The 15,163-nt window shown below is 49.5% G+C and carries 13 protein-coding genes; all 13 read right to left on the minus strand.

The genetic code is table 11. The features are described 5' to 3' along the window. Nucleotide 1: 1 nt before the first annotated feature. The 13 genes from AB5Y83_RS00630 to gspG all read right to left on the minus strand — a co-directional run bounded on the left by AB5Y83_RS00630 (nt 2) and on the right by gspG (nt 15,154). On the minus strand, nt 2-3,385 hold the full coding sequence (locus tag AB5Y83_RS00630) for a glycosyltransferase family 25 protein (RefSeq protein WP_368174504.1): 3,384 nt from the start codon (nt 3,383-3,385) through the stop codon (nt 2-4). A gap of 17 nt (nt 3,386-3,402) precedes the next feature. Further along, complete coding sequence (locus AB5Y83_RS00635; RefSeq protein ID WP_139400836.1) at nt 3,403-4,719, minus strand: ABC transporter ATP-binding protein; 1,317 nt, start codon at nt 4,717-4,719, stop codon at nt 3,403-3,405. After that, a complete protein-coding gene (locus AB5Y83_RS00640) occupies nt 4,709-5,527 on the minus strand; it encodes an ABC transporter permease (protein ID WP_139429716.1) in 819 nt (272 codons plus the stop codon). Before AB5Y83_RS00640 ends, AB5Y83_RS00635 begins: the two co-directional genes overlap by 11 nt. A 201-nt stretch (nt 5,528-5,728) precedes the next feature. Beyond that, on the minus strand, nt 5,729-7,126 hold the full coding sequence (locus AB5Y83_RS00645) for a hypothetical protein (RefSeq protein WP_368174505.1): 1,398 nt from the start codon (nt 7,124-7,126) through the stop codon (nt 5,729-5,731). A 938-nt stretch (nt 7,127-8,064) separates the two neighbouring features. Continuing rightward, nucleotides 8,065-10,278: a secretin N-terminal domain-containing protein gene (locus AB5Y83_RS00650; RefSeq protein WP_139400842.1), complete on the minus strand. Its 2,214-nt coding sequence runs from the start codon at nt 10,276-10,278 to the stop codon at nt 8,065-8,067. Nucleotides 10,279-10,327: 49 nt separating this feature from the next. Continuing rightward, nucleotides 10,328-10,795, minus strand: coding sequence for a hypothetical protein (locus tag AB5Y83_RS00655; protein ID WP_368174506.1), 468 nt, complete (start codon nt 10,793-10,795; stop codon nt 10,328-10,330). Then, nucleotides 10,792-11,388 (minus strand): GspMb/PilO family protein, encoded by a 597-nt coding sequence (locus AB5Y83_RS00660; RefSeq protein ID WP_279489107.1) that lies wholly within the window; start codon nt 11,386-11,388, stop codon nt 10,792-10,794. The genes AB5Y83_RS00655 and AB5Y83_RS00660 overlap by 4 nt, the downstream gene beginning before the upstream one ends. Beyond that, complete coding sequence (locus AB5Y83_RS00665; protein WP_368174507.1) at nt 11,385-12,383, minus strand: hypothetical protein; 999 nt, start codon at nt 12,381-12,383, stop codon at nt 11,385-11,387. The genes AB5Y83_RS00660 and AB5Y83_RS00665 overlap by 4 nt, the downstream gene beginning before the upstream one ends. After that, nucleotides 12,325-13,350 (minus strand): general secretion pathway protein GspK, encoded by a 1,026-nt coding sequence (locus tag AB5Y83_RS00670; RefSeq protein ID WP_368174508.1) that lies wholly within the window; start codon nt 13,348-13,350, stop codon nt 12,325-12,327. Before AB5Y83_RS00670 ends, AB5Y83_RS00665 begins: the two co-directional genes overlap by 59 nt. Further along, nucleotides 13,347-13,949, minus strand: a complete 603-nt coding sequence (locus tag AB5Y83_RS00675) for a prepilin-type N-terminal cleavage/methylation domain-containing protein (protein WP_139400849.1) — start codon at nt 13,947-13,949, stop codon at nt 13,347-13,349. The genes AB5Y83_RS00670 and AB5Y83_RS00675 overlap by 4 nt, the downstream gene beginning before the upstream one ends. Further along, the gene (locus AB5Y83_RS00680; RefSeq protein ID WP_139400851.1) at nt 13,939-14,352 is read right to left on the minus strand and encodes a type II secretion system protein J; all 414 of its coding nucleotides are present in this window, start codon (nt 14,350-14,352) and stop codon (nt 13,939-13,941) included. Before AB5Y83_RS00680 ends, AB5Y83_RS00675 begins: the two co-directional genes overlap by 11 nt. Next, nucleotides 14,346-14,717: a prepilin-type N-terminal cleavage/methylation domain-containing protein gene (locus AB5Y83_RS00685; protein WP_139400853.1), complete on the minus strand. Its 372-nt coding sequence runs from the start codon at nt 14,715-14,717 to the stop codon at nt 14,346-14,348. Before AB5Y83_RS00685 ends, AB5Y83_RS00680 begins: the two co-directional genes overlap by 7 nt. A 2-nt stretch (nt 14,718-14,719) precedes the next feature. Continuing rightward, on the minus strand, nt 14,720-15,154 hold the full coding sequence (gene gspG, locus AB5Y83_RS00690; RefSeq protein ID WP_005302859.1) for a type II secretion system major pseudopilin GspG: 435 nt from the start codon (nt 15,152-15,154) through the stop codon (nt 14,720-14,722). Nucleotides 15,155-15,163 lie beyond the last annotated feature (9 nt).

The raw sequence follows: 15,163 nt of genomic DNA on the forward strand, positions 1-15,163 counted from the left end.
ATTAGTTGGCTTTATAAGCCGCAATTTTATCTTGCAACTTATTTTCGCTATTTTGTATTAATTTTTTATAAGTCATATTTGATATACCCCACAAAGTAGAATTCAGGTCTTCTTTATGACCAACTAAATATCTGGATGTCACAATTGTGTGAACATCATCATGCTGCTCAATGAAACGATCAATGGTATTACTTTGTGGATCGTGATTACAGCTATCCCAAGCCAAGAGCTTATCATAGAATTTATTCGAGTAAATATTTGTGACCATACTTACCATTTTATCTATATGAACATAACACTCATTGTCAACATCTTCGATATTTAATATTTTAACATCATCATGCAAGTCAGCAATCAAACCAGCAAATACATCCCAGTTTTCTTTTCCAGATAAATATTTTTTAATCTCATTAAGTCTGCTCGAAAAATCATCTGGAAGGAGAACATCGTCTTCACAGATAGTAATTTGTGGAAAATTGAGATCTTTCGCCCTATTAATGAGGAATTTATAACTTAATCCACATCCTATCCATCCAAGTCGATGTCTCAGGCCCGGAATATACTGAATACCATAGTGATTATCTTTTTCAAAATCCACTTTTCGGGCTGTCGTCTCAGGTAAACCTAAGCAAATCATATCTGTATCAAACTGAATGACATGTCCCACAGCCTTATAAAAATCATCATAAGTGATAAGGTCGTGTGCTAAAAACAACCTCAAGAAATAATAGGAAAACATATCAGGCATGTCAGCACAGCCTTTTCTTATTTCATTATTTCGCTCTTTTCTGGCAACATCACTGGAGACCCAATGCTCAACTTTTTCCACCATTGCTTGAATATCGTTCACAGGAACAAAGTCAACTAAAGGTAACAGTTCAGAATACTCATCCATATCTGCACTTTCTTCAGATACAATTATTTTATTTTGCGACAAACACTCGTATATTCTGGTTGTTTCCAGTAGCGCGCCTTCATAATAATGAATATTAACAATCACCTTTGCTTTTGCCATTTCAGCATACAACGCATCACCAAAAAGATCATTGATGATTTTCACTGAAAAATGCTTTTTTAGCTCCGCAACATAGGCTCTACGTCTATCATTATTAATATCACCATAAAATAACACATCAACCGTCTCAGGAACCGAGTCGGCAAGCTCGCGCGGAAGAAAACCCACAGGCAGATGATAGATCTGGCGATAGCTCAATCCTTTATCTTGCAAAAAGGCAATATTCTTTAAAGAGTAGTCGAAAATGGCCAGGGAATTTTCCAGACGAGCAAGGTAATCGTCAGTGAACCAACGAGAACTTACTGACTGCTCAAGTTGATAAGCGATATATTGCCCAGGTAAAACAGGGAACATCTGTGGACAGATGACGATATGCAAGACATCCAAGTAACCTTCTTCAGGCATTTGATATTGAACTACAGCCTGAATATTCACTTTCTTCAAACTTGCACACATCAATTCGGCAAGATAACCACAATGCGTAGTTGTTAGAATAACTAACTCAGCAGTATCTTTATCTCCCAGAGAAATAACCTCTGGCATGGCATAGTGAGACTGATGACCCAATACATGACTAATGCGATGTAACGTCTCTCTGACTCCATTATGTCGCAAACTACGCCACCCTTTCATTAATAATGATGGGTCTCTGGCAAGAATAATCATAGGATGCACTAACGGGCGGATCATTCGCGCCAGTTTGCCACGCCGGCCACCTTCGCTGCATACTTGTCGCCAGCCATGTTGTAATGCAACAACATCACCACGCATCAACCGACCCATCACTCTTAAAGGCATTGTTATCCGCCAGGACAAACTGGTTGTCACTTGTTGTTGCCAAGCTTGAAAGAGCGCATCCTGATGCTGAAGTTGATTTTCAAGAGCATTGACTTGGCGAGATGAAAACTCGGCTTGTTCAGAGATAGTTACCAATCGCTCAGAGAACATTTCCTTTTGTTTAGTGGCCTGCTGTTGTGCTTCATCAATACTTTGCTGCTGTCTCTCAATGATAGAAAGAGACTCCTGATATTGACGAGTAATCTCAGCTTCATAATCAGATAGATGCTTGGCATGTAACTCTGCTTGTTCAGACAACGCAGCTGCCAATTCAGCATTACGCTCTTGCCATGCCCGAGCATCAGCCTGATGCTCACGAGCAAGATTGGCAAACTGTATAGAAACTGCAGCTTGAACCGAAGAGGGTAGACCGTCAAATATTTTTGGATCAAGGTGATCTTGTTGCATGTATTCGCTCACATGACAAAGAATTATATCGTGTTGTTCAGGTTGGCCCAATCGAAAGCGTAAATATGCAGGTTTTAATTGCAATGAGAAAGGCACCAAATATCCAAATAGATAGAAACTAAGCCGTCTTAGACGTTCAGCTTCATCATCTGCTTCCAATATAAAATTGTAAGAGTTATCACCCCAGACAGTGAGTGACTTATCTAGTAAAAGCGCCTCCAGTCCTACACTAGAGTTGATAGTTAATATCTGTCGACACAAAGCAACAAAATATAGACTATTAGGTGACTTATCGAGATTAATATGCGCATCTTTAAGCGCAAATGGACTTCCAGGATGGGTACGAACAAGCAGACCATTTGCTGCCACTTTCTGACGTGCTGCAGCAAGCAGTGCGAGATTGCTCATTCCATTGCCATAAGCGACCAGATTAGAGTCGTCTTCAACTTGCAACACCGCCCCACATTCATAAGTGGTTTGAGCAGGCAAACTCTGGCAAGTTTCGGGATGAGTCAAGAAAAAATGCAATAGCTCTCGTGTTGTGAGTGACAATTGCCAATCATCACAGAGGGAATAACGTTGTGCTGACTCAGAGTTGCCATTGACACCGCGAAAATCGACATACCCGGTCTCACGATACAAGGGGCCACGCAGTGGGCCCAATTCAATATGGATGACAGGAATACCACGGGCAGCACACACAGCCTCCAGTGAAGCGACATTACATATAGTGACGATGGCTTCAAGTTCAGCCGGAGCTGTATCCAGTAACCCCTCCAGTTCACGCTCAAAAGCCGCATCGCGCTCACACAAGAAGCGCCGAAACGCCTCTATGGGATTACCATTGAGCTTATTCAGCCAATCATCAAATCTATTTTCATTCAGCCATGCGTAATGATGTTGCTCAGGCATGGCGTTAACTGGCAAGGAATATCCCAACCGAGATTGTACCGCCTGATCACATTCCCAGCGACCGTCCCAATCACTAGGAGCGCGGACATAATCACGCCCAGTGATGAAGAAAGCAGATTCATCAGCCCACTCACAAAGTAAACGGTAATAGCACCAAAGATAAGGTGCAGCTTGGGCGCGAAAAGGATAAGGAGGTAGAAAAGCAGCCAGCATGGATAACTCCGAATAATTCAGGCCAGAACGGTAATAGGCGCGTGTACGACGCCGCCCAGCTCTCTGGAAGACCAGAACTTTATTGCCTGCATCGGCCGACGCTGATCAAGTTCCTCACGCTCCCCTCCCTTGAGGGATGCCAGACCACAGTGCAACAAATAATCGCCACTATTAATTGGCAAGGTCACTTGATAAGTCACCAGTTGGCGACCGGGTTTCAAGGTTATGGGGTGACCAGCGGCAATATTGCTATCACCCCAAATGTCACCACCTTGGGCCCGGCTTAATGAGAGTCCCAATGCCACATCTTCAATGCTCTGGCTCGACCAGAGTTCAAAACGTAGCGTCAGTGTTTCACCTGATTTCACAAGGGGTTCTTCATGAAAAGGTGTACCATCCGCCTTGACAATGGTCAGGCTGGCGATAATCGCACGGGCAGAACCAAATCGCTTCTCACCCAGCGCCAGATTGGCCTCACTCTTTTGCTTTTCAAGTAAGACTGACTGCGATGGACAATCGCCATCACTTTCAATGTCTGGCAATGCCAAGGTATCGGCTTGCTCCTGCGACAGGATCATCCCTTTTTCATAAGCCATCACCGCAGCTAGCACATCAGTGGTATCACCAATCAGGCGCCCACCTTCCATTACCAGACAACGATCGGCATACTCCAGGATACTGCCTGTTGAGTGGGTCACCATCAAAATGGTTACCCCCTTCGCTTTCAGGGCCTCCATACGCTTGAAACACTTGTATTGGAAACCGATATCGCCAACTGCCAGCGCTTCATCGACGATCAAAATTTCAGGATCTATACACGCCTGTACCGCAAACGCCAAACGCACGTACATACCACTGGAATAGGTCTTGACGGGTTGCTCCATAAAATCGCCAATGTCGGCAAAACGAGCAATTTCATCAAACCTTGCATCAATATCCTCTTTACTCAATCCCAGGACACTGGCATTGAGATAGACATTATCACGCCCACTGAACTCCGGATTAAATCCAGCCCCCAGCTCAAGCAAGGCGGCAATACGGCCATTGACGTTAACTTCACCATGAGATGGATTAAGGGTGCCGCAGATCAGCTGGAGCAGCGTGGATTTCCCGGCCCCGTTATGGCCGATAATCCCAACGGTCTCACCCTTTTTAATCGTGAAATCAATGTCCCGGAGCGCCCAAAACTCGCGAAAATATTGTCTGGCAGCACCACGAAACAAGCGGGATAAGCGAGGAATGACAAACTGTTTGAGTCGATCGACCGGTTGCTCATAAACCTGATAACACTTGCTCAAACCACGCACTTCAATCGCGACTTTGTCAGAGCACATCGGCAAACCCCTTACGCGTTTTCTGGAACAAGGCAAATCCTGCATACATTACCGCCATACCGGCAATCAATGTCATGCCGTATGACTCCCAAGAAGGCAATTTTCCCCAATAGAGAACATCACGCACCTGTGCAATCACCGGGGTTAGTGGATTGACATTCAACCAATGGCGATACTCTTCCGGCAGCGCCTCAACAGGGTAGAAAATTGGCGAGAGGAACATCAGGATGGTGCTGATCACCCCGACCAGTTGCGAGAGATCTCGCAAATAGACCCCCATTGCAGCCAGCGCCCATGAGATGCCCATGACCAAAAATACCAGCGGCAAAATCACAATGGGGAAAAGCAATGCGGTGACAGACGGCATGCCGAAGGCAATCATATAAAATGCAATCCATACCAGAAAACTGATCAGCAGGTTGGTCATGGCACTGCCCAATGCAACCCAAGGCAGGATATCGAGAGGGAATACTACCTTCTTGACGTAGTTGACATTCTCCAGGATAAGACGAGGAGCTCGATTAAAACACTCGGAAAAGAGGTTGAAAACCATCAAGCCGGCAAACAACACCAGGGCAAACTCACTGCGAGAATCACTGCCACCACTCCAGCGTGCCTTGAAAACCACGCTGAAAATAAAGGTATAAACAGCCAGCATAAAGAGTGGAGTAAACAGCGCCCACAAATTGCCAAACAGTGAACCACGATATCGGCTGGCAACCTCGCGTCGCACCAAGGTAGCGATAAGATGGCGTTGGGACCAGCAGGCAAGTAAACGACGCGGATGAATGCTGTCATCTCGGATCATGAGGACTCCTTTAAAAAACTGCGCCCCGGCTGAAACCGAGGCGGCGCGATAATAACATAACCTGCCAGATGAGACTATCCATCCTTGCGCAGCATCCCTTCACCAATCATGGGGTGCGACATCCACTGACGACGGTTGAAAATCACCCAAAAAAAACGGGCAGCTTACGCTGCCCGCTCGACGCTTTGGCATCAGGAACGATTAGAATGCGTTCATGGTGTTCAGTGCGTTGCCGTCTTTGGAGACGGTGTAGTTCTGCAGGCTCAGGGAACCTACTTCACCTTCTACTTTCAGGCGCAGTTTCTTGTCGCCAGTCAGAGCCAGACCTTTGGCTTGAGCGGCAGCATAGATATCAGCCACTTTCATCTGCTGAGTAGAAGCACCGGCAGCCAGAGAAGCCGGCTGGCCAGCTACGTCAGACAGCGGGAAGGTTACGCTCTTACCGTCATCAGCAAACGCGGTAACAAAGAACTTGCCAGCGATACCGGAGGTGTTGGAGATACGCACCAGGTTGGTGTAGGAGGTATCCGGAGCCAGTACCAGGTTAGCGATAGCACTGGAGCCATTCTTGGCCAGAGTACCGATCACGCCCAGATCAACAGTTGACATGGTGTAGCCAGTTTTTGCAACAGGCACAAACTTGACAGTCATATCCTGAGCTTCAATGGCAGTAACTTTGTCTACGTTAAAGGTCAGAGCACCGGCATAGTTTGCAGACGGGTCGAACACAAATGTTGCCTTACTATCGGTAACAGTAGTATCAGCAGCGTCGATACCAGCAAATACAGTTGCACCAGCAACCAGCTTGTTATCGTTATCTTTCAGACCAGCAGAGAAGTTACCTGCGACTTCCAGCTTGGCAGTGTTAACCATGTCAGCAATTTCGATCGGCGCACCAAGAGCACTATATACGTTGGCGGCTTTTTCAATCTTGATTGAACCGATTTCGTTAGCACTCAGGCCTTGAACATTGGCATTAGTTTCATCTTTAAAGAACTTGGACTCTTGAGTCACATCGATGAGACGTTTGGCGCCTTTGGTGTCAACCTTGGCAACCAAGCCAGAAGCAAAACCAAACAGCTTGCCTGATTTGGCAGCCAGGGTTTCACTGTTACCAGCCGCAGCAGCAACGCCAGTTTCATACAGACGGTATTGAACAGATGCGTCGCCACCCAGTGCTTTGATATCAGCAAGTTTGAATACCAAAACATCGGTATTTTTCAGAGCCAGAGCTGGAGTGATTTCAACGATGACAAATTTATCACCTTTATTACCACCAGCAGATACTGAAGGAGCGAGAGCGATTGGCGCGGCAGGGCTACCACCGTCAAGGGCGAGGGTCGCAACATCAGCGGCGACAACGGCAGTTTCAAACTCTGCGTTGGTCAGGTCGATACGCACGTAACGTTTAACGTTAGCAGTAGCGGAGAAACCGATCTGAACATTTACGTCCAGTTTGTTAGCCGCGTCATTAAGCTTGGCAGGCAGGGTAATTTCAGATGCATAAGTAGCAGCATCGGAAACAGCAGCATTCAGATCAACTGCAGCAGCATTGAAGCTCAGACCAGCAACGGCCAGTGCAATCAGTGTCTTTTTCATTAGAATCATTCTCCAAAATTAAACTAGTTTAACCCGAGCTCCCTCAGGTAAGACTAAAACCTGTTTTCCAGCCTGATGCCCTTTTTCCGGAAAGAAGAATCAAGCACAGGAAAAATGAGGCTCTATTGCTTAAAAGCCTGTTGATCATATCTGTCGCAGCAAAATAATCAAGCGCTGTCAGCGGCTTGGCTGCGCATAAAAGCGCCAAACGCACCAAAGCGTGGGAAAAATCACACAAAGTTAACCTCTTTTGACACCCTTACTGATTACTAAATCAGCAACAAGGTTTCAATGCGATCCGGTTCATCTCATGCGTGTATTCAATGGAAACCATACGCAATCTCTCTATACAGACTCGTACGCCCACCGCTATTGAGGCTTCTATCACGAAAATTAATTAACGGGGTTGCAAAATGACAAAAAAATAATTAGTGGCAAAAAGGCCGCATTTTTCTCCTCCCCCTCAAGATGGCTTGCCTTAGCCCCCCAAACGAAATCAACAATCCTTTAACCTGCCATTTTTTGTATCAAACCGTACCATGGCCCCCCAATGCGGCTTGCATCAGGCTATTCAATCAACAAGTAGCCTTCGCGGCGAATAGCCACTGATGAGCAATTCAAGGTGCCGCATCTGTAGCATGCCGCTGAGGCAGCCGCCCGACACCAGCGCGACATGACCATATATATCGCGGTTCAGCACACACACGGCGCCTGCCAAGGAGGTGCTTCGTCACCTGGAAACCCTTCTTATATAAAGCAGCCTTCCTGACATGCCTATAACAGCCTCTATAGCCACATCAACAACACCCATACCTTGCAAATTGGGCGAAGAGAGATAAAAAAAGACCCCCTCCAATGCTGGAGGGGGTCTTTGGTGATGAACAAGCTCGGCCGGGATTACTGTGCCGGTGACATCATATCAGGCGGTATGGTTATATTTACTGCCCTACCGGCTGCGTTTCCTCTTTCGGCTCCATGCCGGGCAAGAAGCGACGCTGCAGTGTCGGTGCGTTGTTCAGCTCGAGCTGCTGCTGGTAGCGTTCGGTCAAACTCTGAGCCTCAGTAAAATCACGAAGCACATAGGGGATGATCATCACCACCAGTTCGGTACGATTCTGACTATTGCTTTTTGATTTGAACAAACTGCCGATCCAGGGAATATCCCCTAGCAAAGGAACGCCGGTATCCCCTTCACCTTTGGTGCTGGAGATCAGTCCCGCCAACATCACAGAGCCGCCATCACGGAGGGTCAGGGCTGTATTAACCTTGCGATTCATGATCGTTGGGCTAAGGGCATCGGTGCTGGTGGAGGTATCCGCCTGCTCCGAAAGCTCCTGGCTAATCGTCAGATCAACAACGCCACTCGCCTGTACCGTCGGTTTGATGGTCAGGATCACACCGGTCTTGCGATATTGCACTGTCTTGTTGATGGGAGCATCCGGGTTATCTGTTGACTGGCTGGTCCCAGTCACCACAGGGATTTCATTACCCACCTCGATTCTCGCCTCTTCCCCGCTGCGAACCATCAACTTGGGACTTGAGCGAATAACCGCCTGCTTGTTCTCATAAAAGGCATTGAGCTTGGCACGGGTCTGACCAGCGCTGTTGAGTGTCAGGTTAAGCCCACTGTTGCCTATCCCGTTGGCCGTGCCGATGATCAGGTCTTTGGCGCCCAAATCGGTGTGGATATTACTCCAGTCAACCCCAAGTCCCTCTTTGTCATTCAGATTCACTTCGGCCAGCAGTACGTCAATCATCACGGAAGGCACCGGCTTGTCCAGCTCATCCAACAACGGACGCAATGTTACCCATTCACGGCCACTCCCCTTGAAGATAAGGGCATTGCGGTTGCCATCTACCACAACGCTCCCCTGGTCTCCCTTGGCGGCGATGCTAGTCGGCGTCGATGTAGCCGGCGAAGCAGCAGTAAGGCTACCGGTCCCACTCTGCTCGCCAGTTGCACTCACGGTGTTGCCACTGTTAACCCCGGTGGCAGGAATGTTAGCCCCATAACCGAGTGCCCCCAACATGGTGGCAATCGCAGCGGCTTGGGTGTTACGTACCTGATAAATGAAGAGCCCGTTTTCAACCTTCTCCTGGGATTCGCGATCCAGCACCTCGACCCACTGGCGAACATGACTGAGCACACGAGGTTCGGCAGCAAAGACGATGATGCGCTGCAACTCTTTCATCTTCAAAACCAAGACGCCACCAAACGGCGGAGAGTCAGAGACATCATACCCTTCTGATTGCAGCACCTTCATGAGGGCATTACCCAGCTGCTCGGCATCTGAATAAACAGGGCTAATGGCCAAGCTGTGGCTACTTTTGAGCGCTGGCTGATCGAACAGAGATATTGCCTCGCTCGCCTGTTTAACCAGCTCAACCGGACCTCGCAGCATCAGGGCATTGATAACGCGATCATCTTTTATCTTTAGCTGCGAATTCGCAAACATTTCCGCGAGCCATGCGGCCATCTGATCGCTGCGAACCACCTTCATCGGCACTATTTGAAACACCGGCCGATGGGACATGGGAACATCAGGCAATGCACCGCCACTCACCATTATTGGCAAGGCATCATTAGCCACGGTCTGGGCCACACCGAAGGTATAGAGGCCATCGCGTAACTTGACTTCTACTCCATAATCAGCGAGTACATTGCGCGCCGTATTGAACAGCACTGCTGGCGGCTGGGGATCGCTCATGCGAAGCGTTACCAGATCGCCTTTCTTCTGCAGTTCAGGAGTCATTGTGAACGAGAGTCCCAACCGGTTGCCAAAGACCTCGTTGATAAAGGCTGGTAACGGAAAATTGTTCACGTTCATGCTGATGGCATCACCCTGAAGCGCCTCTCCCAGAGTTGAGTCATCAGGGGTAATGACCCTCACACTCTGACGTTGGTTGGGGGTCACACCGAAGCGATCTCGCTTACGTTGAGCAGGGTCCTGCGCCTGCTCATTTTGTAATGTTTCATTTATAACCAATTGCGACTGTGGCTCACGGATCGGCTTGGGCAGCGCCGTCGGATCGGTATTGATCGTACAGCCTGCCAGCATGCCCAAAGAAAGCGCGAGCAGTGTAAATCGGGGCGCAGCTGTCTTCAGGGGATAAAGTCTTGCACGGGAATCGGATTTAAACAGAAGATCCATATTATTTTTATGCCATGAATTAGAGTTGTGTTGTATTAGCCTGAGCTGCCTATGGTTTAGGGTAGAGAACCAAGGACCCCTGCTTGCCCGTGTTGGTTGTCCATCTCACTCGATCCGGCTCAATGCCAGTCACTTGTTGCTGTGGGTCAAGCTCGGCACCCACCGACACCGTCAACAGCTTGTTTTTTGGACTGAGCACCAGAGCCTGGGGGTGACTTCCCTGACGGATCACGGCGACCAGACGCCATTCAGTTGCTTCTGCAGCCAGACCTTGTCGGCGCTCTTTTTGAGCACTATTGGCTACATCTGGCAAAGGTTCGACAGGCCAGAATCTCGATAAACTCAATGGGTCAGGTGTCGTTACGGCTAGAGCGGGTAACGCCGTAGGTAACTGCCAGCGAATGGCTGCCAGGTTATTCTCAATTTCCGCTTCAGGTGCAGTGAAATAACCTAGTGGCAAGGCGGAAAACAGAAAGCTCAGGCTCATTACCATGAGATGCTTCTGCCTGACTATCATGGTGTTGCTCCGAAGGGATGGAACCAAACGGTAGCGATAAGGTTATAAATCAGTTCATCTCCTACCTGATTACTAATGGTTAAATTTTCAACACGCAGTACAGGATCAGTGCGTTCGAGTTGGTTGATCACCTTGAGCAGCCCCAAAGCCTTGGCCCTGCCATTGATCCTCAGCTGTAGCGGCGTCAACGCCATTACAGCATCGGCAGACGGTGCGCTCGAGACTTCAATTTGGCCCTGGGCCAAACCATTTTCCTTGAGCAGTGCAGCAATACGACTCTGCAAGTCGGCGCGGGCCAATGCCTCACTCTGAGCTCGACCAAAGTGACGGGATGTAGCATCAAGCTCCTTACGTACTTGCTCGAGCCGTTCGGGCCAACTTTCATTACCGGAGCTTTGTTGATATTCAGCCAGCTGGTTGAGGGCCGAGGCTTCATGGCTCTGCAGATCCGTACGCAGATCGCTCATCACCAGATTAAGCCAGAGCAAAGAGATCAAACCGATCACCATGGTTCCATAACGAACCCTTGAGTTAGTGTCCCACTGCTCTTTACTTTCTGCCACAAGCTGGCGCCATTGTAGCTGCAGACTCATGAGCGAGCTCTCCCCGCAGGGGTGACTCTATCTATCTCTGCAGTAAAGCGAACACCTTGCCCATTGCTATTGAGTTGGATCTGCACATTACGCAGCATTATTGCTCCCACTTGCATGCCATCAAATCGTGTCACGTAGTCTCTTGGATCTGGATGACTGTCATTTAATGACATCTCGATACGACCAGGCTGGATTACCAGTTGCTGGAGATTGCTCACCGTTGTAGGCATCAGCTCAAGTAGGCGATTGAGTAGTGTACTATTCTCTTGCTGCAGCAACGATCTTTGCGCCAGCAGCCGCTGACGTAGCCGCTCTGCTCTCAGGCGAGCCTGTTTCTCCATAACGGCAGACTCATCCTGGGCAGATAGCTTTTCTTCCAGCTGTGTCAATGTCTGCCAATGGCGCAGCGCCATCCCGCCTTGCAACATTAGGCTCGCTAGCAACAACATAGCCACTGCCGCCGTCAAACACATCATCAGCCATGTACGTTCGGCCCCTTGTAATGGGAGACGCAGATTGTAATCACAGTCAGTGACCGCCTTATCGCGACATTCACTTAGGCGACTCTCGGCTAAAACACCATCACGCCATAGTTGCCATTCACATCCATCGATGCCCTGCAGCCAACGTTCACCATTCTCGATCTCCGGGGAGAGCATGCTTTCCGGAATAATGTTGCCCTGAAAATTAGTCGGCAGGCGAGGTTGCAGGCGTTCTTTATCCCATATCCAAGTCTGGGCAACCCCGCCTTTCCAATGCACATGATAGCCGGGCGACAAAAAAGGCGAGTGTAGCGACACCTGTTGATACAAAGCTTTAGAACGGCGGCTGTGAGGGACAGAATTTAAATCCCAGCAATAATAGAGACACAGAGAGCGAGCGACGATAACGCGTGGTCGCCAGCCAGGATATCGTTCAGTAGTGACAGTGAGGCGATCAACCCGCCACTGGGGTTGGGAATAGCGGTGCCACCACCAACGACTGAGGCGCTCCACAACTCTGCTCATGGTCAAAGGTAAAGGCATAATCTATTTCCCAAGGCGCCTGTGTTGAAGAGGGCGACAATGATATCCCAATCCATTTTTGCTGTCTGCACTCGTTATCACCACTCCACACCATCAATCGGGTATAAATAGATACAATACCAGGGACCTGTTCATCAGTGAGAGGGAGAAGTTTACCAACTCTGGTATTGGCATCGGCCAGAGATGAAAAAGGCCGCTGTTGGCGCAGTGACACCAACATTGCAGCCGTCTCTCTATCAATCCCATTCAATGACCCAAGTACCTCAAGAGGCATAGTGTTAAGGTTGAGCAATTGTCCGCTTCGAGTCGTCAACATAGGTAACAACGACGGCGCCCAAGACCACTGGTTTGCTTCCAGCAAATTGAAAAACTCCCCAGGCCCAATCATCAGTCGATGAGTAGGCTTAAGTAAACCTTTCGCCAGATAGTCCGCATCGTTTGCACCATTTAGTCGCCGCAGATCATCCTGATCGGTGTAATCCTGGAGCTGGTCGAGCACTCGATCGGCTTCGATGGGGGCAAGCCCTCTCTCTTTGAGCAGTGCATGCCAGCGATCGCGATCCGGGTCGAGCAGGCTGACCAACGCCCCTTCATCCTGAATCGCAAACTGGCTCTTGCCTATTCCCTGATAGACACGACTATCGGCAGCGATAGCCAGCTCATTTTGCTCGGTCAGATTCAAATCTACGGGTAAAGCAAGCGCATATCCCTGGGCTACTCTGGGACGGGTCGCCACCAGATGCAGCAGCGTCGCTATGGTTGACTGCTGGTCCAGCTTAGTCTGCCAGCTTTGACGAAGATAAATAGCTTGCTGCGTGCGCTGCTCGGCGTATGCCGCGACAAAGGCAGCAACAAGACTCATGACCATGAGCAGGCCTAACACTGCAATCAGAACAAAGCCCTGCTCTTTTTTATGGGTAAGCCGATGCGATATCACAAGTCTCGATAGTCCATTCTGGGAAGCCGTCTCCCAGTAAGAGAGACATACCAACGTAAAGGGGGGTGAGAAGGAGCCGTTACTTCCAGTAGCACGGCAGAGGGCACTCGGCCATCGGGCACCAGAGATGCCAGCTTTTCGGAGGGTGGCCAAAGTCTCTGCGGTGTACCATCGTGATCGCGATATAGAAACTGCGCCTTGGTACCCGCTGGCCACTTCGCCAACGTCCAAGCAATCCCAGGCTGCTCATATTGAAGCGAAACCCGGCCATCGGGCATCTGATTGATGCGCCAAGTCACAGGCTGTATTTGGCCATTACGGCTCACCAGAGCGGAGTGTGACATGCCACTCATGCTCGACGCATTGCCCTTAAACTGAGAGTCTACATCCAACCTGGCCTCCATCGCCGCGACCGACTGAACAAACCAGGAAGACGCCAACATGCGTGGCACACCTTCATATTGCCGTCGCTGGATTTTCTCATAGGTCGACAGTGTGACGGACAGGCCTTGCATTAGCAGGGTCGAGATGACAGCCAGCAAAACCATCACCACGAGCAACTCGAGCAGGGTCATCCCCCGTTGGTGGCTAATTGACATCTTGGCGCTCAGCAATACCGGGCAAGCGATGATAATTGACAACACGGGTCTTCAGAGGCGGCAGGCTCTGCGGTCCTTTTCGGACCTGCAACTCGACATCATAGAGCGAGAGTAAGAAGTTACTGCCCTGGACGCCGGCAATATCCTTTTCAATCGCAACCGCCTGCCAATGCACCAATAGATCGCCACTGACAAAATCACCTGAAGGTTTTGAGGCCAAGTCTTGAAACTTCAAGTATTCAAGTGCGCTGGTCAGAGCTGGCGTTGACTCGATATAGAACTCCGAGCGACTTAGTTGTCTGAGGCTTCCACCAATCCACCCAAACAGCGCCATTGATGCGCCGGCCAGTATAGTCAAGGCAACGATTGCCTCAAGTAACGAAAATCCATGCTGCCTTACCATGCCTGCCCCTCCCATTGGCAATAGGGAGGCGTAAGCACGATCCGGCGCTTAACCTCTTCATCTTGTAACAACTCCAATTGCCCACCTAGGCAAACGCCATTGGACAAATAACGTACCGGCCACTCCGTTTTGAACTGCCAGCCAGACGGTAGCACCAATGGCAACTCCTGCAACGCCATGCCACGTCCGCTCAGCTGTACTTCCATTGGCAAACCATTGATGCGTTGCTGCAGTGTCTGCCACTCATTGCGATGACGCAGACGTTCAGCAAGATCGATAAAACGGGGACCTACCATCCCCGCTATCATGCCAACCAACACCAACACCACAAGCAGCTCAAGCAGGGTAAAACCCCGTTGCGGCATTCTTACTTCTCCAATATGCCGACTTCTGCATCCATACCGTCCCCCCCCTCTTTGCCATCGGCACCGAGGGAATAAAGGGCAAAACCTTGCAGGTTGCTGACAGGGCTCTTGTAGACGTAGTCACGGCCCCAGGGATCTTTAGGGAGTTGATCTTCCAGATAGGGTCCCTGCCAGCTTGGCACATCGGCTGGGGCCTTCATCAGAGAGACAAGCCCCTGTTCTGTTGTGGGATAGCTCCCCACATCGAGGCGATAAGTTTGCAAGGCCCCGCGCAGCATCTTGACCTGAGTCTCTGCCGTTTTGACTTTTGATTTATCCACGTTAGAGAAGAGGCGCGGCCCCACCAAACCGGCCAGCATGCCCAGAATGACCAGCACGACCAAGAGCTCGATCAGGGTAAAACCGCCTTGGTGGCGGGAGAAACGTTGGGATTGCATGAAGAGTCC

The organism is Aeromonas sp. R5-4, assembly GCF_040908215.1.
GTDB lineage: Bacteria > Pseudomonadota > Gammaproteobacteria > Enterobacterales > Aeromonadaceae > Aeromonas > Aeromonas veronii.